The 19932-nt window shown below is 64.0% G+C and carries 23 protein-coding genes; all 23 read right to left on the bottom strand.

Annotated elements, in window-relative coordinates:
* Positions 1-3: 3 nt before the first annotated feature.
* Complete coding sequence (gene fliQ, locus C722_RS0119260; protein ID WP_017642081.1) at positions 4-273, bottom strand: flagellar biosynthesis protein FliQ; 270 nt, start codon at positions 271-273, stop codon at positions 4-6.
* 28 nt (positions 274-301) lie between these two features.
* Entirely contained in the window at positions 302-1099 is a 798-nt protein-coding gene (gene fliP / locus C722_RS0119255; protein ID WP_017642080.1) for a flagellar type III secretion system pore protein FliP, read from the bottom strand.
* Entirely contained in the window at positions 1096-1509 is a 414-nt protein-coding gene (gene fliO / locus C722_RS0119250) for a flagellar biosynthetic protein FliO (protein WP_017642079.1), read from the bottom strand. Before fliO ends, fliP begins: the two co-directional genes overlap by 4 nt.
* Before the next feature lie 3 nt (positions 1510-1512).
* Positions 1513-1968 carry a flagellar motor switch protein FliN gene (gene fliN, locus C722_RS0119245; RefSeq protein ID WP_017642078.1) on the bottom strand — a complete coding sequence of 152 codons (456 nt, stop codon included), beginning with the start codon at positions 1966-1968 and terminating at the stop codon, positions 1513-1515.
* A gap of 55 nt (positions 1969-2023) precedes the next feature.
* Positions 2024-2995 carry a flagellar motor switch protein FliM gene (fliM, locus tag C722_RS0119240; protein WP_017642077.1) on the bottom strand — a complete coding sequence of 324 codons (972 nt, stop codon included), beginning with the start codon at positions 2993-2995 and terminating at the stop codon, positions 2024-2026.
* Between the two features lie 8 nt (positions 2996-3003).
* Positions 3004-3525 carry a flagellar basal body-associated protein FliL gene (gene fliL, locus C722_RS0119235; RefSeq protein ID WP_017642076.1) on the bottom strand — a complete coding sequence of 174 codons (522 nt, stop codon included), beginning with the start codon at positions 3523-3525 and terminating at the stop codon, positions 3004-3006.
* Positions 3526-3644: 119 nt separating this feature from the next.
* A complete protein-coding gene (locus C722_RS0119230; protein WP_017642075.1) occupies positions 3645-5051 on the bottom strand; it encodes a flagellar hook-length control protein FliK in 1407 nt (468 codons plus the stop codon).
* 75 nt (positions 5052-5126) lie between these two features.
* A complete protein-coding gene (locus C722_RS0119225) occupies positions 5127-5483 on the bottom strand; it encodes an Hpt domain-containing protein (protein ID WP_017642074.1) in 357 nt (118 codons plus the stop codon).
* Positions 5484-5529: 46 nt separating this feature from the next.
* Positions 5530-5973: a flagellar export protein FliJ gene (fliJ, locus tag C722_RS0119220; protein ID WP_017642073.1), complete on the bottom strand. Its 444-nt coding sequence runs from the start codon at positions 5971-5973 to the stop codon at positions 5530-5532.
* Between the two features lie 6 nt (positions 5974-5979).
* Positions 5980-7326 (bottom strand): flagellar protein export ATPase FliI, encoded by a 1347-nt coding sequence (fliI, locus tag C722_RS0119215; protein ID WP_017642072.1) that lies wholly within the window; start codon positions 7324-7326, stop codon positions 5980-5982.
* Complete coding sequence (gene fliH / locus C722_RS0119210) at positions 7316-8095, bottom strand: flagellar assembly protein FliH (RefSeq protein WP_017642071.1); 780 nt, start codon at positions 8093-8095, stop codon at positions 7316-7318. The genes fliI and fliH overlap by 11 nt, the downstream gene beginning before the upstream one ends.
* A 67-nt stretch (positions 8096-8162) precedes the next feature.
* Complete coding sequence (gene fliG / locus C722_RS0119205) at positions 8163-9173, bottom strand: flagellar motor switch protein FliG (protein ID WP_017642070.1); 1011 nt, start codon at positions 9171-9173, stop codon at positions 8163-8165.
* Positions 9160-10968 carry a flagellar basal-body MS-ring/collar protein FliF gene (fliF, locus tag C722_RS0119200; protein ID WP_017642069.1) on the bottom strand — a complete coding sequence of 603 codons (1809 nt, stop codon included), beginning with the start codon at positions 10966-10968 and terminating at the stop codon, positions 9160-9162. Before fliF ends, fliG begins: the two co-directional genes overlap by 14 nt.
* A 14-nt stretch (positions 10969-10982) precedes the next feature.
* On the bottom strand, positions 10983-11324 hold the full coding sequence (gene fliE, locus C722_RS0119195) for a flagellar hook-basal body complex protein FliE (RefSeq protein WP_017642068.1): 342 nt from the start codon (positions 11322-11324) through the stop codon (positions 10983-10985).
* A 145-nt stretch (positions 11325-11469) separates the two neighbouring features.
* Entirely contained in the window at positions 11470-11763 is a 294-nt protein-coding gene (locus C722_RS0119190) for a ComEA family DNA-binding protein (protein WP_017642067.1), read from the bottom strand.
* 59 nt (positions 11764-11822) lie between these two features.
* Positions 11823-12737, bottom strand: a complete 915-nt coding sequence (gene rfbD, locus C722_RS0119185) for a dTDP-4-dehydrorhamnose reductase (protein WP_017642066.1) — start codon at positions 12735-12737, stop codon at positions 11823-11825.
* On the bottom strand, positions 12734-13270 hold the full coding sequence (gene rfbC / locus C722_RS0119180) for a dTDP-4-dehydrorhamnose 3,5-epimerase (protein WP_017642065.1): 537 nt from the start codon (positions 13268-13270) through the stop codon (positions 12734-12736). Before rfbC ends, rfbD begins: the two co-directional genes overlap by 4 nt.
* Entirely contained in the window at positions 13270-14151 is an 882-nt protein-coding gene (rfbA, locus tag C722_RS0119175; protein WP_007160390.1) for a glucose-1-phosphate thymidylyltransferase RfbA, read from the bottom strand. Before rfbA ends, rfbC begins: the two co-directional genes overlap by 1 nt.
* Before the next feature lie 72 nt (positions 14152-14223).
* Positions 14224-15288 carry a dTDP-glucose 4,6-dehydratase gene (gene rfbB / locus C722_RS0119170; RefSeq protein ID WP_017642064.1) on the bottom strand — a complete coding sequence of 355 codons (1065 nt, stop codon included), beginning with the start codon at positions 15286-15288 and terminating at the stop codon, positions 14224-14226.
* Positions 15289-15509: 221 nt separating this feature from the next.
* Entirely contained in the window at positions 15510-17492 is a 1983-nt protein-coding gene (locus C722_RS0119165; protein ID WP_017642063.1) for a nucleoside-diphosphate sugar epimerase/dehydratase, read from the bottom strand.
* A 10-nt stretch (positions 17493-17502) separates the two neighbouring features.
* Positions 17503-18561 carry a glycosyltransferase family 4 protein gene (locus C722_RS0119160; RefSeq protein WP_017642062.1) on the bottom strand — a complete coding sequence of 353 codons (1059 nt, stop codon included), beginning with the start codon at positions 18559-18561 and terminating at the stop codon, positions 17503-17505.
* Positions 18558-19532, bottom strand: a complete 975-nt coding sequence (locus tag C722_RS0119155) for an NAD-dependent epimerase/dehydratase family protein (RefSeq protein ID WP_017642061.1) — start codon at positions 19530-19532, stop codon at positions 18558-18560. Before C722_RS0119155 ends, C722_RS0119160 begins: the two co-directional genes overlap by 4 nt.
* A gap of 139 nt (positions 19533-19671) precedes the next feature.
* Positions 19672-19893: a hypothetical protein gene (locus C722_RS0119150; RefSeq protein ID WP_017642060.1), complete on the bottom strand. Its 222-nt coding sequence runs from the start codon at positions 19891-19893 to the stop codon at positions 19672-19674.
* Between the last annotated feature and the right edge of the window lie 39 nt (positions 19894-19932).

The following is a 19932-nucleotide window of genomic DNA, read 5'->3' as shown; positions in this document are numbered from 1 at the left end:
GGCCTAGCCGATCAGCCGCGGGATGTTGGCGACCGAGGTTTGGATGAATTCCATCAACTGCCTGATCATCCAGGGTCCCAGGACGATCAGCGTCAACAGGGTGACGATCAGGCGTGGCAGAAAGCTCAGGGTCTGTTCGTTGATCTGGGTCGCGGCCTGGAAGACCGCCACGATCAAACCGACGATCAGACTCGGCACCACCAGCACCGTTACCAGCAGCGCGGTGAGCCAGAGACCCTGGCGGAACAGGTCGACGGCGACTTCAGGGGTCATTTCGCTTCTCCACGCAAAGGGGGCACCGCTAGACGGTGCCGAAGCTGCTGGCCAGGGTGCCCATGATCAATGCCCAGCCATCCACCAGCACGAACAGCATCAGCTTGAACGGCAGGGAGATGATCATCGGCGACAGCATCATCATGCCCATGGCCATCAGCACGCTGGCGATCACCAGATCGATGACCAGGAAGGGAATGAAGATCATGAAGCCGATCTGGAAGGCGGTCTTGAGTTCGGAGGTGACGAAGGCCGGCACCAGGATCGACAGCGGTGCCTGATCGGCGCTGGGGATGTCGGTGCGCTTGGACAGCCGCATGAACAGCTCCAGGTCCGATTGCCGGGTCTGTCCCAGCATGAAGTCCTTCATCGGCACCTGGGCCCGGGCGATGGCGTCCTGGGCACTGAGCTGCTCGTTGAGATAGGGCTGCACGGCGGTGGTGTTGATACGGTCGAACACCGGCGCCATGATGAACAGCGAGAGAAACAGCGCCATGCCCACCAGCACCTGGTTGGACGGCGTGGTCTGCAGCCCCAGCGCCTGGCGCAGGATGGCGAAGACGATGACGATGCGGGTAAAGCTGGTCATCAGCATGACGAACGCCGGGATGAAGCTCAGCGCCGTCATGATCAGCAGGATCTGCAGGCTGACCGAATACTCCTGCTGCCCCTCGCCATTGGTACTCAGGGTGATGGCGGGAATCGACAGCGGATTGGCCTGCCCGGCCTGCTGCGCCAGCGCCAGGGGCGCGAACAGCAGCACGGCCAGTCCCAGCAACCAGCCCAGGGTACGTCCCGAGCCGGCCGGTAGACGCAAAGGGGTCATGGTTTCGCCTTGGGATCGCGGCTGATGAGTTCCAGCAGGCGCTGGGCGAATTCCGGAGCCGGCGCTTCCGTCTCGCCGAGCCGCACCGGCTCGCGCAGGTTGTGCAACGGCGTGATGCGCCCCCCGGCGACGCCGATCAGCAACTGCTCCTGACCGACCTGCACCAGTACCAGCCGCTCGCGCGGCCCAAGGTGCTGGGTGGAGATCACCTTGATCAGCTGCTGGCCGCGTGGCCCCTGCTGCTGTACCCGGCGCACCAGCCAGGCCAGACCGAGAATCAGCGCGATCACCAGCAGCAGGCCGAGCAGCAGCTGGCCGAGCTGGGCCCCCACATCCAGCCCCGGTGAAGTGGCTTCGGCAGCACGCGCGGTCAGGGGCAGGAGACCCAGCGGCAGGAGCAGACTCTTCATGGATCACCGCAGCTTCTTGATACGTTCCGTGGGGCTGATGACGTCGGTCAGGCGGATCCCGAATTTCTCGTTCACCACCACCACCTCACCATGGGCGATCAGCGTACCATTCACCAGCACGTCCAGCGGTTCGCCAGCCAGACGGTCGAGCTCGATGACCGAGCCCTGATTGAGTTGCAGCAGGTTGCGGATGGAGATATCGGTATGGCCGACCTCCATGGAGATGGTCACCGGGATGTCCAGGATCACATCCAGGTTGGGACCTTCCATGCCGCTCACCGCCAACCCCCCACTGCTCTGACCAAATTCTTCCACCGGCGCCTTGGGCGGCTTGGGAGTTTCGACCTGGGTACCCTGAGCCATCAGGGCGTCGATGTCGTCCTGGCTGGCGTCGCCGGCCTCGACCAGGGCCGCAGCCCACTCATCCGCCAGGGCTTGTTCTTCGGGGTTGTCTGCCATCGTCTGGGTCTCGTGCTACGCCGGGCCTCGGCCCGGACAAGAAAACGGTTGTCGCTCAGCGGCCGCGGCTGACCGGTTCGAGAATCTGTAGGGCCAGGTTGCCCTTGCGCGCGCCCATCTTGACCTTGAAGGTGGGCATGCCGTTGGCTCGCATGAGCATCTCCTCCGGCATTTCTACCGGAATCACGTCGCCGGGCTGCATGTTGAGGATATCGCGGAGTTTGAGTTGGCGCCGGACAACCGTCGCCTCCAGCGGCACGCGCACATCGAGCAGGTCCTCGCGCAGGGCCTTGACCCAGCGTTCGTCCTGGTCGTCCACGTCCGACTGGAAACCGGCGTCGAGCATTTCGCGGATCGGCTCGATCATCGAATAGGGCATGGTCACGTGCAGTTCGCCGCCACCGCCATCCAGTTCGATGTTGAAGGTGCTCACCACCACCACTTCGCTGGGGCTGACGATGTTGGCCAGCGCCGGGTTGACCTCGGAGTTCATGTACTCGAACTGGCAGTCGAGCATGGCGCCCCAGGCTTCCTTGAGGTCGACGAAGCACTGGTCGAGCACCATGCGCACCACGCGCAGTTCGGTGGGGGTGAATTCCCGGCCTTCGATCTTGGCGTGGCGGCCGTCACCGCCAAAGAAGTTGTCTACCAGCTTGAATACCAGCCGGGCATCAAGGATGAACAGCGCGGTGCCGCGCAGTGGCTTCATCTTGACCATGTTGAGGCTGGTGGGGACGTATAGCGAATGGATGTACTCGCCAAACTTGGTAACCTGCACCCCACCCACGGAGACGTCCGCCGAACGCCGCAGCAGGTTGAACATGCTGACCCGGGTGTAGCGGGCGAAGCGTTCGTTGATCATTTCCAGAGTCGGCATGCGTCCGCGGACGATGCGATCCTGGCTGGTGAGGTCATAGCCCTTGATGGTGCCCGGCTCGGCATCGGTCTCGGTCTCGACGATGCCATCGTCGACCCCGTGCAGCAGGGCATCGATTTCATCCTGAGAGAGCAGATCTTGCACGGCCATGGTGTTACCTATTGCAGGACGAGATTGGTGAACAATACCTGTTCGATGGCAGTCTGGCCGGTCAGTTTCTTCGCCAGCTCCTGAACCTTGCTGGTGGCCTGCTGGCGCAGCATCTCTTTGCCCACCGGGGTAAGGAGGCTGTTGAAGTCCTGGCCGGAAAACAGCATCACCAGCTGGTTGCGGACCTGCGGCAATTGCGCCTTGAGCGCATCCATCTGCCCCTGGTCGCGTCCCATCAGGGTGACCGTGACCTGCATGTAGCGCTGACGACCCTCAGCGTTGTAGTTGACCACGAAGGCTGGCACCAGCGCCTGGTAGACCGCGGCGAGATGCACCGGTGCCGCCGGCGCGGCCGGCGCCGCGTGCTCGGGTTCGGCGCTCTTCTTGCCGAGCAGGAACCAGGTCGCGCCCACCGAGGCCCCGATGACCAGCAGCAGGGCCACGACGATGATGATGATGAGTTTGAGCTTGCCCTTGCCCTTGCCTTCTGCGGCTGCACCCTCTGCCGCAGGGGCCTGCTTCTTCGCCATAAGTACTCGACCGAATCCTGTGCTGCCCGTCACCCTTGCCGAGTGACGCAGCTAACCTATTGATACGAAGGGGATATAGCAGGTGCGGCCGAGGCTGTCACCTGGCAGCCGGCGGCCTGTCACGCGTAGTAGTCGACCAGACTGCGCGCCGCGAGCGTGGCCGAGCCGCGCGTTTCGGCGACGTTCGCCACCGCTTCTTCCTCGCCACCACCTGCCACACCGCCTCGACCCCGACGCGAGCCGTCGTCCTGGCCGCCCTGCTGCGACTGCTGCCAGGCCTGACCGGACGACTGGTCGGAGACGTTGACGTTGGCCAGGTTCATGCCCTGCTGAGCGAAGAGTTCGCGCAGCCGCTGGCTGCCATTGTCCAGGGCCTCGCGCACGTCGGCGTGGGGGCTGGCGAAGGTGACCTGGGTCTGGTCCTGGGTCATGTCGATGCGCACCTCCAGCTTGCCCAGTTGCGCCGGTTCCATCTGGATGTCGGCGGTCTTGAGATTCTGGCTGGACATCCACATGACCTTGTCGACCACCGCCTCGCTGAAGTTGCCGGCCTGCGGACTGAGCGGCTGGCCAGGCACAGTGGCGGTGACCGGGCGAGCCGTCGCCGCGGGCGTACTGAGCGCTTGCGATAGGGAGGTGAGTTTATCGGCAAAGGCCTCGGCCTTGCTCGGTACCGCCGCGTCCTGGCCATCCCCCTGATCCAAGACCGCGACCAGCGCAGCGCTGGCCGCCTGATCCGCTGCGGGGGCGGGCGTACCATCCCCTGGCAACAGCCCCTGCAGCTGCGTTGCTGCCAGGTTGTTGGCGTTGGTGGCGGCCTTGTTGGCATCACCCTGAGCCTGAGGCAGCTGACCCAGCAGTTGCGCCAAGCCGGCATCCGGCGCCTGCTGCTCGCCGGTCTTGGTCGCGGTGGCCGTTGCGCCAGCCGCCACTCCCGTGGCGGTTCCCGGAATGGCAGAGGCCAAGGCGCCGCCCAGCACCGCTGTCGGATCAGGGGTCTCGGTAGCGGTGGCGGTGGTGGTCGCTTCGGCGGTCGTCCCGGTCGGGGCCTGGGCGGTCGCCACCGGCACGGCTACCGGCTGCGGGAGCTGACCGGTCATACCGAACATGAACAGCGGATCCAGTACCGCATCGAGCGGCGCCTTGGCGTCTTCGTCCTTGGCCACCGGCAAGGCCTTGCCGCTGTCGTCGGTGGCGGCTGCCGATTGCTCGCCGCTCTTGGCGGTGCTGTCGGCCTGGGGCTTGGCGTCCGCCGTGCGGTCGTCATCAGCAGCGCGTGGCGTCTGGTCATCGGCATCCCGGGCACGCCCGGATTCGCTCTTGCGCGCCTGGCTGGGCGCCTTGCTATCGCTGGTATCGCGCGGCTTTTCGCTGCGCGCCGGCTCCCGCGGCTGCTCCTGGGCAAAGACGTCGGCGAACCGCTCCTGCGCCGCCGGGCGATCCTGGGAAGGGGTCTTGGCCGCTGCCCTGCCGGTAGCGGCTGGAGAGGTGGCGGTATTCAGAAGGAAATCGGGCACGACTGCCATGGAAAGCTCCGAACGACGGGTTTTCGGATACCTAGCAAGTTACGCGCCAGCCGCAAACGCCAGCGCTTTGACGAGTCAGCCGGCGTAGCGTTGCCGCTCGACCTTGAACAGGATGCGGACAATGGCGAATTCGCGCTCCATGGCGGAGATGCCCATGGCCAGCTCGGCGGTGGAGGCCCGCCGCCGAGCGCCCTCCTCCACCTCCCGACACAGCTGCGCCAGAGGCGCTGCGCCCATGTTGCCGGCACTGCCCTTGAAGCTGTGTGCCAGCTGACGAACCTGCTCAGCATCAGCACCGATCACGCTACGCTTGAGCTCGGCGATACGCTCTTCGCAATCGACCAGAAAGGTTTCGATGAGGTCGACGTACTCCTCCTCCATGCAGTCGCGCAGGGCGGCGAGCGTTTCCGGATCGAGGTGGGAGGAAAACATCGGCATTCTCACTGGCTAAGACAAGGGACGAGGGGCAAGGCCCGGCCTATATATAGGTCGAACGGGCCCGCTGGGCGTACTCGTCCATCTGTTTCTGCTCGCGCTTGTCCTCGACCAGGCGCTGCTCCTGGCGATAGCGCTCGACCAGCTTGCGCAGGCCTTCGAGACGAGCATAACGCTCCTGCCACTGGGTGCGCGCCTTGGCCACCACGTCGCGGTGCCATTGGGCGTTACGCTCCTGTTGACCAATCGCCTCTTCCAGCTGGCTGAGAAAGCGCTGATAGCCGATCAGCCATTGTCCGGTGACACCACGGCTGCCGTTGACCACCAGCCGTTGCTGGTAATCCTCGCGATAGCGCTGCAATTCCCCCAGCTTGAACTCGGCCTGGGCCAGCTGCTGCTGGCACTGCCCCAGGCGCTGGGCGGCATCGCGCTCGTCGCGTTCGCTCATCTCCACCACCGGCCCCAGACGTTCGGCTCTGCCTTTCATGATCTATCAGCCTCCCAATACGGCTTGGAGATTGGCGGAACTCTGCTCCAGCGATTCGCTCTCGCGCAGGCCCTGACGCAGGAACTGCTGCATGGGCGCATAGCGGGCGATCGCCAGATCGGTTTCGGCATTCCCGCCGGGTACATAGGCACCGACGCTGAGCAGGTCCTTGGCCTGCTGATAGAGCGACCAGAGCTGCTTGACGCGCTGGGCGTTGCGCAGATGCTCCGGGCTGACCACCTGGGGCATGACCCGGCTGATGGACGCCTCGATGTCGATCGCCGGATAGTGCCCTTCCTCGGCCAGCCGCCGCGACAGCACGAAGTGACCATCCAGCACGCCACGCGCCGAGTCGGCGATGGGATCCTGCTGGTCGTCGCCTTCCGAGAGCACAGTATAAAACGCCGTGATCGAACCCCCACCTTTTTCTGCGTTGCCGGCCCGCTCCACCAGGCGCGGCAGCTTGGCGAACACCGACGGAGGGTAGCCCTTGGTCGCCGGCGGCTCGCCGATGGCCAGGGCGATCTCCCGCTGCGCCTGGGCATAGCGGGTCAGGGAATCCATCAGCAGGAGCACGTTCTTGCCCTTGTCGCGGAAGTATTCGGCGATGCGGGTGCAGTACATGGCCGCGCGCAGGCGCAGCAGGGGCGCATCGTCCGCCGGCGAAGCCACGACCACGGCCCGCTTGATGCCCTCCTCGCCAAGGATGTGCTCGATGAATTCCTTCACTTCGCGGCCCCGCTCGCCGATCAGCCCGACCACGATGATCTCGGCCTTGGTCAGCCGGGTCATCATGCCGAGCAGCACGCTCTTGCCCACGCCGGTACCGGCGAACAGACCGAGACGCTGGCCGCGACCCACCGTCAACAAACCGTTGATGCTGCGGATGCCGACATCCAGGGGCTCGCTGATGGGCTCACGCTTGAGCGGGTTGATGGTGGGACCATCCATCGGCACCCAGTCTTCGGCACGCATGCGGCCCTTGCCGTCCAGGGCATTGCCCAGGCCATCCAGTACGCGGCCGAGCATGGACATCCCCATGGGCAGGCGGCCGGTATCCGGCACGGGCACCACCCGGGCGCCGGGGGCGATGCCGGCCAGGCTGCCCACCGGCATGAGAAAGGTCTTGTTGCCGTTGAAGCCCATCACCTCGGCCTCGACTTCCACGGGCTGGTAGCCACCGCCATTGATCAGTCGGCAGCGGCTGCCAACGGCGGCGCGCAGGCCTTCGGCCTCCAGGGTGAGACCGACCATGCGCAACAGGCGGCCTTCGATCACCGGCTGCTGCTCGACCCGGATGGCTTCATCGTAACCGCTGAGGCGGCGTTCGAAACTCAGACGCTCAAGACGCATGGGAGGCATCCTCGATGTCGATGTGCAGATCGGCTTCCTGGGGCTGGGTCGCCTGGTGGCGCTGCTGTTCGGCCAGCTGGGTCAGGGCCTGGGTCAGACGGGTCTCGATGCTGGCATCGATGACGCTGCTCTCGGTCTCGATACGGCAGCCGCCGGGCATCAGGGTCTCGTCTTCGAGGATGCGCCATTTTTCCTCGTGGCGATCGCGCAGGGCCTTCATCAATTCAAAGTCCTGGGGGCTGACCTGGATACGGATGTTCTCGGCCCCCATGGGCAGCAGCTTCAGCGCCGTGCGCACCACCTGAACCAATTGACTGGAGTCTAGCGTGAGTTCGCGCTGGATGACCTCGCGGGTGATGTGCCGGACCAGCTGCACCATGCCGGCCTCCAGGGCCTGGTCCTGCTCGCCGATGGGATCGAGCAGATGACTCATCAGGGTTTCCAGGCTGGCCAGCCGGGCAGCCAGCGCCGCCTCGGCTTCCTGGCGCGCCCTGAGCTGGCCAGCGTGGTAGCCGTCACGCTCGCCGGTGGCGAAGCCCTCGTTGTAGGCCTCCTGACGGATCGCCTCCAGCTCTTCGAGGGTGATCGGCTGGACCTCTTCGGCCGGTACCTCTTCGATCTGGGGTTCCGGCTGGGCCTCGGGCTCGGCAGCGGTGGGCGCTGGGATCACCTCGGGCTCGTCGAAGCTGTCGAAGGCTGGCAGGCGCCAGACATCGAAGGCTTCCAGGTCCCGCGCTCTGATCAGTTCGCTTGCCGCTTCTTTGCTCATTACCTGTCCGTCAGAAAACCGCTACTGACCAGACCTTAGCAAAGCACAGGCCAATCCTTGCAAGCCGTCAGACCATTTCCTCGCCACCCTTGCCACCGAGGACGATCTCGCCGGCGTCGGCCATGCGGCGGGCAACGGCGAGCACCTCCTTCTGCGCCCCCTCCACCTCGGAGAGCCGCACCGGGCCCTTGGCCTCCAGATCGTCGCGCAGCAGTTCCGCCGCGCGCTTGGACATGTTGCGGAAGAACTTCTCCTTGATGCCGTCGTCGGCGCCCTTGAGCGCCAGCACCAGCACATCGGAAGACACCTCCCGCAAGAGCGCCTGGATGCCACGATCGTCGACGTCGGCCAGATTGTCGAAGACGAACATCAGGTCCTCGATCTGCCCCGACAGATCCTGGTCCGCGTCGCGGATCGCCTCCATCAGCGGGCCTTCGACCGAGCTGTCCAGATAGTTCATGATGTCGGCGGCGCGTTTCACGCCGCCCAGCGCGGTACGGGTGGTGCTGGCGCTGCCGGAGAACTGCTTCTCCAGGATCAGGTTGAGTTCCTTGAGCGCCGCCGGTTGCACGGTGTTCAGCGAGGAGACGCGCAGGACGATGTCCAGGCGCACCTTGTGATCGAAGTGCCCGAGCACCTCGGCGGCCTGGTCGGGATCCAGGTAGGCCACCACGATGGCCTGGATCTGCGGGTGCTCATAGCGAATAACGTCGGCCACGGCGCGCGGCTCCATCCACTTCAGGCTGTCCAGGCCGCTGGTGTTGCCGCCCAGCAGGATGCGGTCGATCAAGCCGCTGGCCTTGTCTTCGCCCAGCGCCTGGGTGAGCATCTTGCGGATGTAGCCATCGGCGCCCACGCCCAGACTGGTCTGGTCGCCCACCACCTCGATGAAGTCGCCCAGCACCCGCTCGACCTGCTCGCGGTTGACGTTGCGCATCTGGGCCATGGCGGTACCGACCTTCTGCACCTCCTTGGGCCCCATGTGGCGCAGGATCTGCGCGGCATCGGCTTCGCCCAGCGACAGGAGGAAGATGGCGGCCTTCTCTACCTTGGAAAGTTGCGCTTCATTCGTCGCCATTGATCCAATCCTTCACTACCTGGGCGACACGGCCCGGATCATCGTTGACCAGCTGCTTGATGGCGGTCAGTTGAGCGTCATAGCCCTCGCTCGGGCTCGGCAGCAACAGCGGTGCCGGACCGGCCAGGCTCACCTTGTCGTCGGCCAGATCGTCCGACAGGCCATCCAGACCACCGGCACCCAGGGCCCCGGCACCACCGGCAGCGGCCAGGGCGGCGGCGTCCTTGGTGTTGCCGCCGGACAGATTCTTCAGCACCGGACGCAGCACCCCAAAGACTAGCACCAGGATGAAGAGGACGCCGAGGGCCTGCTTGATCACCCCCCAGAACCAGGGCTGCTGGTAGAAGGGAATGCTCTCGATCTCTTCCTGCTGCACCGGGGCGAAGGGCGCATTGATCACGCTCACGCTGTCGCCACGGCTGGCGTCGAAGCCCACGGCATCCTGCACCAGGCGGGTGAAGCGAGCCAGGTCTTCGGGGGTCCAGGGCTGATGGCTGACCTTGCCGGCCGCATCGACCTTGACCTGATCGTCCAGCACCACCGCGACGGAAAGCCGACGCAGACGACCCTGCTGCTGACGGGTATAGCTGATGCTGCGGTCAAGCTCGTAGTTACGGGTGTTCTGCTCACGCTTGTCGGTCGGGTACGGCAGGGTCGCCGGCAGGCTGGTCTTGCTGTCGTAGATGTACTGGTCATTGGCGTCGCGCAGCGGCTGACCCGGCGCGATGTAGTTGGCGCCGCCACCCTGGGCACCGGCCTTTTCCGGGGTCGAGGACGGACCGGGTGGCTGGTTGGACAGGGCACCGGGCACGCCCTGGGCGCCGCCGCCGGAAGTCTGACGCTGCTCGCTGTTCTGCTGCTCGCTGCGCAGCGCCGGCTGATCCGGGTTGAACTGCTCGGAGGTCGACTCTACGGCATTGAAGTCCACATCGGCAGCCACTTCGGCCTTGAAGCGACCGTTGCCCACCACCGGCTGCATGATGTTCTGCACGCGCTGAGTCAGGGAGCCTTCCATCTTGCGGGTGTAGTCCAGCTGCTTGCCGGCGATCGACAGCTCGGAAAGATTCTGCTGATCGGACAGCAATTGCCCCTTCTGGTCGACGATGGTGACCTGGGACTTGTCCAGTTCCGGCACGCTGGTGGCGACCAGATTGATGATGGCCATGACCTGACCGGCATCCAGGGTACGGCCGGGATACATCTCGACCAGCACAGAAGCGCTCGGCTTGCGCTCGTCGCGGACGAACACCGAACTCTTCGGGATCGCCAGGTGTACCCGGGCGCCCTTGATGCCATTGAGACTGGAGATGGTCCGGGCCAGTTCGCCTTCCAGGCTACGACGATAGTTGGCCGCCTCCATGAACTGGCTGGTGCCCAGCGGCTGCTCCTTGTCCAGCAGTTCGAAGCCGACATTGCCATCGGAGGGGGTGATGCCGGCTGCGGCCATCTTCATGCGCGCGCGGCCAATGTCATCGGACTTGACCAGCAGGGCACCGGAATTCGGATCGACCTTGTAGCCGATGTCGGCCGCGCCCAGGGCCTGCAGCACCTGATTCGCGTCGAGACCATTCATGCTGGTGTACAGCGGCCGATAGTCCGGCTGCTGGGTCCAGAGCACCACGGCGAAACCCAGGGCGACGCTGGCGGCGAGGCCGATCAGCAGCCCCATCTGCCGCAGCAGCGGCATGTCGGCCAGGTTGTCGAGAAAGCTGAGACCCAGCAGCGACTTCTTGGGCTTGTCTTCAGCCTCGGGCTTGGTCGTGGGGACGGGGGCGTTGGTAAGAGCGTCAGCCATTTTCTAGACCGTCCTCAAATCGACATTTGCATGATGTCTTGGTACGCCTGCACGAACTTGTTGCGTACCTGGGTCAAGGCCTGCACGGAAACGCTGGCCTTCTGCGAAGCGATCATGACTTGAGTGAGGTCGACGCCACCCTGACCCAGCTCGAAGGCCTTGGCCATCTCGCCGGCGGTCTGCTGGGTCTCGTTGACGGAGCCCACGGCCTTGCTGAGCATGTCGGCGAAGCTCGGACCCTGGACCTGTTCCGCGCCGGCAGCAGGCGCTGCGACGGCTTTCGACCGGGCCATGGCTTCGGTCTGCATGGAGCGCATTTCCAGCATCAACCGATTGAACTCGACACCTTGAACCATTTTGCTCTGCTCCTCTGGCACGGGAAATTGACGCCGTACCCACTCGTGTCAGAGATAGAGCAATGCCTGTGCCAGATCCTAAAAATCCAGCTAAAACAATGGCTTGGTAGAAAGGTGCCGAGAACCGGTTAAAGTTTGCCGAAAATCAGTCGACGCTGAGGAGTTCACGGTTGCGCTGCAGCAGGGCCTTGCCGATGCCCTTGACCTCGAGCAGCTCGTCCACCGAGGTAAAGGCGCCATGGGCTTGGCGATGGTCGACGATGGCTTGTGCCTTGACCGCCCCGATACCCCGCAGCCGTTGCAGCGCGGTGGCGTCGGCGACATTGATGTTCAGCGGCGCCGGGTCGGCAGGTTTGGTCGCGGCAATCGCGCTGGGCTCGCAAGCACCCGCCCAGGGACTGAGCAGGGCCAGCAACGTCACTATCCAGATGAATCTCATAGAGGAACCTCCTTGTTCCGCTGTTTGATTCGAGGAGCTTAACGCAAAGGATCAGGCGGTCAACTCACCAGCGACCCTGCCTGGGCGCGCTCGGTCCTGAGCGCCAGCAGGGTCTGGCGCACACCCTGGCGCCAGTCGCTGGGCGGGATAGCGAAATGCTGCTCCAGGGCGCTGGAATCCAGCATGGAATAGGCTGGGCGCTTGGCCAGGGTGGGAAACTCGGAGGTGGCGATGCCAGTGATCAGCGGCGCGCGCTCCAGCATGCCCAGCTCCTGGCCGGCATCGATGATGTAGCGCGCGAAGTCGCACCAGCTCAGGCCGCTGTCGCCACCGAAGTGATAGAGCCCGTAGGCCACCTGCTCGGGCTGAGCCTTAGCCTGGACGGCGATCTGCAACAGGGCGTCGGCGATATGGCCAGCATAGGTCGGGCAACCCACCTGATCGCTGACCACGCGCAATTCGTCGCGATCGGCGGCAAGTCGCAGCATGGTCTTGAGAAAGTTGTTGCAGTGTTCGCTGAATACCCAGGCTGTTCTCAGCACCACCGAGCGCGGGCAAGCGGAGAACACCCGATTCTCCCCTTCCAGCTTGGTCATGCCGTAGACCCCGGAGGGGCTGACTGGATCCTCGACCTGGTAGGGCTCGGTCGCCGTACCGTCGAAGACATAGTCGGTGGACAGATGCAGCAGCGCGATACCGGCAGCGCCGCAGGCCTGGGCCAGAACTGCGGGACCTTCGATATTGCCACGGGCGGCGATCTCCGGCTCCTGCTCGGCCTTGTCGACCGCCGTGTAGGCGGCCGCATTGATCACGACGTCCGGCGCGAATCGCTCGAGATGGCTGGTTACCGAGCCTTCGTCAGCGATATCCAGAGTGGCACGTCCATGGGCCTCCCATGCCAGTTCTGAACGCTGAAGCCGGTCGGTCAGACAACGTCCGACCTGACCGTTCGCGCCGGTAACCAGTATCTTCATCTATACAGCTCCGCCAATCGAAGACCTTGTGCATCTTTGGCGGACAGGATGGGATCCGTTACCCGCCAGTCGATATTCAGATCCGGATCATTCCAGATCAAAGACCCTTCATCAGAGGGATCGTAATAATCTGTGCACTTGTATTCAAAATCAGCGGTTTCCGACAGCACCACGAAGCCGTGGGCGAGGCCCGGCGGTATCCAGAGCTGGCGCTTGTTGTCTTCCGAGAGGATCTCGGCGACCACGTTGCCGAAGGTCGGCGAACCACGACGGATGTCGACGGCCACGTCCAGCACCTCGCCGCGCACGACGCGCACCAGCTTGCCTTGCGGTTTGCTGCGCTGGAAATGCAGACCACGCAGCACGTTCCGGGCGGAACGCGAATGGTTGTCCTGGACGAAGGCCAGGGTGATCCCCGCCTGCTGGGCATAGCGCTCCGCCTGGAAGGACTCCAGGAAGAAGCCGCGGTCGTCACCGAAGACCTTGGGTTCGATCAGCTTGACGTCCGGGATCGCGGTGTCGAAGACCTGCATCAGTCCTGCTCCTTGCACAAACGGGCCAGGTACTGGCCGTAGCCGGTCTTGCTCAGGGCTTCGGCCTGCAATGCCATCTGCTCGCAGGTGATCCAGCCTTTCTGGAAGGCGATCTCTTCGAGGCAGGCGACCTTCAGGCCCTGGCGTTTCTCGATGGTCTGGACGAAATGGCCGGCTTCCAGCAGGGCATCGTGGGTACCGGTATCCAGCCAGGCGAAACCACGACCCAGCAGGGAAACGTTCAGCGAGCCACGGCGCAGGTACTCGTTGTTGACGTCGGTGATTTCCAGCTCGCCGCGGGGCGACGGCTTGATGTTGGCAGCGATGTCCAGCACGTCGTTGTCGTAGAAATACAGACCGGTGACGGCGTAGTTGGATTTCGGCTTCTTGGGCTTCTCTTCGATGCTCAGGGCCTTGCCCTGCTCGTCGAACTCGACCACACCGAAACGCTCGGGGTCGGCCACGTAGTAGCCGAAGACGGTGGCGCCCTTCTCCACGCTCGCCGCCTTGAGCAGCGTCTCGCTGAAGCGCTGACCGTAGAAGATGTTGTCGCCCAGGACCAGACAGACGTTGTCATCGCCGACGAATTCGCGACCGATGATGAAGGCCTGAGCCAGGCCGTCCGGACTGGGCTGCTCGGCATAGCTCAGCTGCATGCCGAAGTGGCTGCCGTCACCGAGCATGCGCTGGAAGCCGGGCAGGTCGGCCGGCGTCGAGATGATCAGGACTTCCTGAATACCGGCCAGCATCAGCACGGACAGCGGATAGTAGATCATGGGCTTGTCGTAGATCGGCAGCGACTGTTTGGACACGCCCAGGGTAATGGGGTGCAAACGGGTACCGGAGCCACCGGCCAGCAGAATTCCCTTGTATTTGCTCATGGCAATCGTCCTCTGAAAATTGACTGTTGCTGTCGGTCGGACACGCCTGCAGGCGTGCCCGCGATAGGATCGTTAAACGGCGTCGCCGAGACGTTCGAGGCGATAGGCGCCGGACAGTACCCGCTGCCACCACTCACGATTATTCAGGTACCAGGTTACGGTCTTGCGCATGCCGGTCTCGAAGGTCTCTTCCGGCGTCCAGCCCAGTTCGCGACCGATCTTGCTGGCGTCGATGGCGTATCTCATGTCGTGACCGGGACGGTCCTTGACGAAGGTGATCAGGTCGCGATAGCGCTCGACGCCTTCGGGCTTCTGCGGAGCCAGCTCTTCGAGCAGGTCGCAGATGGTCTCGACGACCTGCAGGTTGCGCTTCTCGTTGTGACCGCCAATGTTGTAGGTCTCACCGATCTCGCCCTGAGTCACCACGGTGTAGAGGGCGCGAGCATGGTCTTCGACGAACAGCCAGTCACGCACCTGGGAGCCGTCGCCATAGACCGGCAGCGGCTTGCCGTGGATGGCATTGAGGATGACGTGGGGAATCAGCTTCTCGGGGAAGTGATAGGGGCCGTAGTTGTTCGAGCAGTTGGTCACTAGCACCGGCAGACCGTAGGTCCGGCCCCAGGCACGCACCAGGTGGTCGCTGCCGGCCTTGCTGGCCGAATAGGGCGAACTCGGCGCATAGGGGGTGGTCTCGGTGAAGAGGTCATCGGTACCGTGCAGGTCGCCGTAGACCTCGTCGGTGGAGATGTGGTGGAAACGGAAGGCGGCCTTGGCTTCCGGCGCCAACTCGTTCCAGTAGGCGCGGGTCACTTCCAGGATGACACCGGTGCCGACCACATTGGTCTGGATGAAGGCGGCAGGGCCCTCGATGGAGCGGTCCACGTGGGACTCGGCAGCCAGGTGCATGACGACATCGGGCTGGAAGGACACGAAGACCTGCTGCAGGGCGGCGAAGTCGCAGATGTCCACCTGGTGGAATTCGTAGCGGTCGGAGTCGGCGACTTCGGCCAGGGAGTCCACGTTACCGGCGTACGTCAGCTTGTCGACGTTGGCAACCTTGCATTGGGTTTCGTTGATAAGAAAACGTACCACGGCGGAACCAATGAAACCCGCGCCACCTGTTACCAGTACCTTCATCCTGAATCCTGCCTATATCGATTTGTACATCATCGCGCCCGGCGCTGCGGACGAGACATCGGAGGACGGCGCAGCCATCCCTGGCTCGGGTCACAGCCACAGCCATGCACCCAAAGACCTGAGTTAAACAGTGGCAGGAAAAGAAAGTTCAGCCTAGCGCTGGGAGGCTGCCGCTTCTGTGCTCGGCTTCAAATCCAGGCCGAGGGAAAGCGTGGACGGGATCACTCGATGGATCTCTTGCCGTGCAGCCAGTCGACGATGTCTCCCTCTGGCGAATAGCCGGCGACGGTGTCGCGCAACAGCTGCCGGACGCGAAGGTAATCACCCGCCTCGATCGCGCGATTGAGCTCGACGAGGGCGGTGCGAAAGGCATCCCAGGCCAGGAAATCTTCACTGGCGCGCATGATCTTCGGATGGGAGGTCGGACTGACATCGTCACCGATGAGCAACTCTTCATAGAGCTTTTCACCGGGTCGCAGCCCGGTGAACTCGATGGCGACATCACCATGGGGATTGGTGGGCGAGCGTACGCTCAGGCCCGACAGCTTGATCATCTGCTCGGCCAGTTCGACGATGCGCACCGGCTCGCCCATGTCGAGCACGAAGACATCTCCCCCCTCGCCCATGGCGCCCGCCTGGATGACCAGTTGGGCGGCCTCGGTGATGGTCATGAAGAAGCGCGTGATCTTGGGATGGGTGACGGTGACCGGCCCGCCCTTGCGGATCTGGGTCCGGAACAGCGGGATGACCGAACCGGACGAACCTAGCACGTTGCCGAATCTCACCATGGTGAAGCGGGTGCGATTGACCTGGTGGATGCCGTCGGCCTGACCATGCAGCACAGGCGCCGCTTCACGGCTGAGCGCCTGCAGGATCATCTCGGCCAGGCGCTTGGTACTGCCCATGATGTTGGTAGGCCGTACCGCCTTGTCGGTGGAGATCAACACGAAGCTGGTCACGCCGGCCTGGATGGCCGCCTGGGCGGCATTGAGGGTACCCAGCACGTTGTTGCCGAAACCCTCGGCGATGTTGTGCTCGACCATGGGCACGTGCTTGTAGGCGGCCGCGTGGTAAAGCGTGGCGACCTTCCAGTGTCGCATCACCTGCAGGAGCAGCGGCGCGTTGCGGATGGAACCCAGCACCGGCACCAGGGTGACCGGCAGGGCTTCGCGCTGGATATAGGCCTCCAGCTCGCGGTGGATGCTGTAGAGATTGAATTCGGCATGGTCGAGCAGGATCAGGGTGCGCGGCTTCTGGCCGATGATCTGCCGGCACAGCTCGGAGCCGATGGAGCCCCCTGCCCCGGTCACCATGACCACCTGACCGGTGATGCAGCGCGCGAAGAGTTCGGGCCGGGGGGTAACGGGATCCCGACCCAGCAAATCGGCGATGTCGACCTCCTGGAGATCGTCTACCTGCACCTTGCCGCAGGCCAGGTCGCTGATCCGCGGCACGGTTCTGACGTGCAGCGGATAGGGTTCCAGCAGCCCAAGTACTTCGCGCCGGCGTGCACGCGTAGCGGAGGGTATCGCCAAGAGGATCTCCTCGGCGCCCGTCTCGTCGATCATCTGCTGGATGTGTTTGGGAGTGTAGACCTTGAGCCCGGCGATGATGCGATTGGCGATGCTCTTGTCATCGTCGATGAAAGCTACCGGACGCATGGCCCGGCCCATGCGCAGCGCCGCGACCAGTTGGTTGCCCGCCGAGCCGGCGCCGTAGATGGCGACACGGGGCAACTCGTCCGGCTGCTTGATGAAGGGCACTGTGATAGCGCGATACCAGTCGCCCAGGAAGTACTGGCGCAGCGCGAGACGCAGGCCGCCGATCAGGATCAGGCTGACGATCCAGTAGTTGAAGATCATCGAACGCGGGACGATCTCGGGTAGATCGCGATACCAGTAAATGACTACCGATAGCAGCAGCGTCGACAACGTCACCGCCTTGGCGATGGCAATCAGAGCGTCGTTGCCTAGGTAGCGCATGACCGCGCGGTACATGCCGAAGCGGATGAACAGGGGAATGGCGATGGCCGGCGCAGTGATGAACAGCCAGGCATGCCCGCTGAAGGGCTCGATCATCTGCACGGAACCCAGGCGCAGATAGAAGGCCAACCAGAGCGAGAGCCAGATCAGCAACAGGTCGACCGCGACCTGAATGACTCGTTTTGTACGCCGGTTCAGCTTGACCAGGTGGTCACGCAACATGTCAGTGTCCCTAATCCCTGAATCCGGTGGACTGCGCAGCCATGGCTACCTCATCGGTCCCAGCATGGTATCGAAGGGCCAGGCAAAGCAAAGGCCCATAGGCAAGCAAGAGCCCCAGTATGGCACTTAAAAGCCCCAGCCCCACCAGCAAAGCGATAGGCAGCAACCAGAACAGGTTGATGGCGAGCACCGCCAGGGTCACCGGGCGATGGGCCCCGTGCCGGCGCGACGCCCACTGGTAGGCGTGGGTGCGGTGGGCTTCATAGGGCTTCTTGCCCCGGCTCAGCCGCCGCAACAGGGTCCAGGTCGCATCCACTACGAAGACGCCGAGCAGGATCAGCCAGGCCCAGAACAGCGCCAGGTCGGCCAGTGCCGCCTGCAACGACAGCATGCCGAGGATCAGACCGAGAAAACCACTGCCGACATCGCCCATGAAGATGCGCGCGGGCGGAAAATTCCAGCATAGGAAGCCACCCACGGCCGCCGCCAGCAGCAGCGGTGCGCCCAGCAAGGCGCCATGGCCGGTCATGGCATAGATCAGCGCCATGCCCAGACAGACGACGAGCGCCTCGACGCCGGCGATACCATCGATGCCGTCCATGAAGTTGTAGAGATTCAGCATCCAGACCAGATAGAGGACGCCAAGGGGCATCACCAGCCAGCCGGGCAGCCCCAGAACAGCGGACAGCTGCGCAGGAAGCGCGCCATAGCCGCCCAGCCACAGCAGGACAGCGACCGCCGCCAGGAAGTGACCCAGCAGACGCCAGCCGGCGCCCACGTGCCGATGATCGTCGACGAAGCCGAGCACCGCCACCAGCAATCCCGCCCCGATCAGTACCCCGGAAGAAGCCGCATCGAGTTGCCCCAGCAGCTGCAGCACCACACAGCCGAGCACGAACACCACGACGATCGCCAGACCGCCACCGCGCGGGGTCGGAACCTGGTGCGAACTGCGGGCATTGGGTTCATCCAGCAGGCCACCGGACAGGGCATAGCGGCGGAGCGCCGCCGTGCCTAGCCAGCTGCAGCCGCCGGCCAGGAGCAATAGGAGCAATAGGAGCAGCATCATTTCCGGCCCTCCGCACCGACCCGTTGCGCGCCCAGCGCACGCAAGGCGGCGCGTGCCGACAGCGGGGGCTGCCAGCCCAGCAAGGCCTTGGTGGGCTGGATGTCGACCTGCAGCGACCCACAGAGACGCTGCGCCACCGCACTCCGCCCCAGCAATCTGGCGCCCCATTCGAGCCAGGCAGACGGAACGGCGATCAGCCGGGGTTTCCGGCCCAGGCCTTCACCGAGGGCTTCGAGCAACTCGGCGGTGGAAAGATCGTCATCGTCGCTGACCAGCAGGATGGCACCTGCTGCCTTGGGCTCCGCGATGCACAGGATCAACAGATCGAGCAGATTCTCCAATGCGAGCAGGCTACGCCTGTTGTGCCGAATGCCTCCCAAAGGAAGCGGCACTCCCCGCGCCAGGGTGTCCAGCAGGCGGGCCACATTGGCCTTTACCCCAAGCCCGTAGATCAGCGGTGGACGCACGATGACCACTTCCAGCCCGGTCTCGGCCATCAGCGCCAACAGCTGCTGTTCGGCAGCGGCCTTGGAACGCGCGTAGGCATCGGTGGGTGCGGGAAGATCGTCAGCGCGAAAGGGCTTGCCGGGAAGGGTCCAGTCACCATTGACCTTGATGCTGCTGACGAAGATGAAGCGACGGACGCCGGCAGCCTGGGCATCCCGGGCCAACTTGAGAGTTGCCGCCCGATTCACCTCGTCGTAGCGCGCCTCGCTGGCTGCGCCGGGCTGCTCGCCCAATTGGTGGACGCGGGCGGCGAGGTGGATGACGGTATCCACCCCTGTCAGAGGCGCGGACCAATCGGTAGCGGCGGACAACTCGCGAATCACCGGAGTGACCTTGCCGTCGTCGGAGGCAGCTGCCACCTGACGTTGCGCCGCGACCACCGAATAGCCCTTGGCCTGTAGTTGCCGGACCAGGGCCGCGCCAACGAAGCCCCCCGCCCCTGTCACCAGAATCTTGCGTTCCATCAAGGTGTTGCGCCGTGCAGTCAGCCAGGAAAGGGCGCTTATGGTAAGACATTGCCCCGCAGGGGCCTAGCGACGCAAAACGCAGGCATAAAAAAGCCCGCCGAACCTGAGCGCGGCGGGCCGAAAAAACTTAAGAACCTTAGAAGGTCTTGGCGGAAGTCTGGACTTCAACGGCCTGGAAGCGCGCGGCCGGCTGGGCGACATAGTGACGCGAGAAGCTCTCGACACGCTGAGCGGGCTGCAGGAACAGCGCAACCATCCAGCTACCGGCCAGAGCGGCTACTGCCAGGAAAGGGTGGCCGAAGTGCATGCTGGTGAAGCAGGCGGCGATACCGATCCAGATGAAAAGATAGTGGCGCATGACAACTTCCTCACTCGGCGTGGACTACGAGGTCACCCA

Source organism: Pseudomonas sp. 313, assembly GCF_000316965.1.
Lineage (GTDB): Bacteria > Pseudomonadota > Gammaproteobacteria > Pseudomonadales > Pseudomonadaceae > Chryseomonas > Chryseomonas benzopyrenica.
This window is presented reverse-complemented; position numbering and strand designations above follow the sequence as displayed.

Bases quoted from the DNA above. Each gene is read 5' to 3' on its own strand.
- fliQ (WP_017642081.1), bottom strand. From the start codon at position 273: ATGACCCCTGAAGTCGCCGTCGACCTGTTCCGCCAGGGTCTCTGGCTC.
- fliP (WP_017642080.1), bottom strand. From the start codon at position 1,099: ATGACCCCTTTGCGTCTACCGGCCGGCTCGGGACGTACCCTGGGCTGG.
- fliO (WP_017642079.1), bottom strand. From the start codon at position 1,509: ATGAAGAGTCTGCTCCTGCCGCTGGGTCTCCTGCCCCTGACCGCGCGT.
- fliN (WP_017642078.1), bottom strand. From the start codon at position 1,968: ATGGCAGACAACCCCGAAGAACAAGCCCTGGCGGATGAGTGGGCTGCG.
- fliM (WP_017642077.1), bottom strand. From the start codon at position 2,995: ATGGCCGTGCAAGATCTGCTCTCTCAGGATGAAATCGATGCCCTGCTG.
- fliL (WP_017642076.1), bottom strand. From the start codon at position 3,525: ATGGCGAAGAAGCAGGCCCCTGCGGCAGAGGGTGCAGCCGCAGAAGGC.
- C722_RS0119230 (WP_017642075.1), bottom strand. From the start codon at position 5,051: ATGGCAGTCGTGCCCGATTTCCTTCTGAATACCGCCACCTCTCCAGCC.
- C722_RS0119225 (WP_017642074.1), bottom strand. From the start codon at position 5,483: ATGTTTTCCTCCCACCTCGATCCGGAAACGCTCGCCGCCCTGCGCGAC.
- fliJ (WP_017642073.1), bottom strand. From the start codon at position 5,973: ATGAAAGGCAGAGCCGAACGTCTGGGGCCGGTGGTGGAGATGAGCGAA.
- fliI (WP_017642072.1), bottom strand. From the start codon at position 7,326: ATGCGTCTTGAGCGTCTGAGTTTCGAACGCCGCCTCAGCGGTTACGAT.
- fliH (WP_017642071.1), bottom strand. From the start codon at position 8,095: ATGAGCAAAGAAGCGGCAAGCGAACTGATCAGAGCGCGGGACCTGGAA.
- fliG (WP_017642070.1), bottom strand. From the start codon at position 9,173: ATGGCGACGAATGAAGCGCAACTTTCCAAGGTAGAGAAGGCCGCCATC.
- fliF (WP_017642069.1), bottom strand. From the start codon at position 10,968: ATGGCTGACGCTCTTACCAACGCCCCCGTCCCCACGACCAAGCCCGAG.
- fliE (WP_017642068.1), bottom strand. From the start codon at position 11,324: ATGGTTCAAGGTGTCGAGTTCAATCGGTTGATGCTGGAAATGCGCTCC.
- C722_RS0119190 (WP_017642067.1), bottom strand. From the start codon at position 11,763: ATGAGATTCATCTGGATAGTGACGTTGCTGGCCCTGCTCAGTCCCTGG.
- rfbD (WP_017642066.1), bottom strand. From the start codon at position 12,737: ATGAAGATACTGGTTACCGGCGCGAACGGTCAGGTCGGACGTTGTCTG.
- rfbC (WP_017642065.1), bottom strand. From the start codon at position 13,270: ATGCAGGTCTTCGACACCGCGATCCCGGACGTCAAGCTGATCGAACCC.
- rfbA (WP_007160390.1), bottom strand. From the start codon at position 14,151: ATGAGCAAATACAAGGGAATTCTGCTGGCCGGTGGCTCCGGTACCCGT.
- rfbB (WP_017642064.1), bottom strand. From the start codon at position 15,288: ATGAAGGTACTGGTAACAGGTGGCGCGGGTTTCATTGGTTCCGCCGTG.
- C722_RS0119165 (WP_017642063.1), bottom strand. From the start codon at position 17,492: ATGTTGCGTGACCACCTGGTCAAGCTGAACCGGCGTACAAAACGAGTC.
- C722_RS0119160 (WP_017642062.1), bottom strand. From the start codon at position 18,561: ATGATGCTGCTCCTATTGCTCCTATTGCTCCTGGCCGGCGGCTGCAGC.
- C722_RS0119155 (WP_017642061.1), bottom strand. From the start codon at position 19,532: ATGGAACGCAAGATTCTGGTGACAGGGGCGGGGGGCTTCGTTGGCGCG.
- C722_RS0119150 (WP_017642060.1), bottom strand. From the start codon at position 19,893: ATGCGCCACTATCTTTTCATCTGGATCGGTATCGCCGCCTGCTTCACC.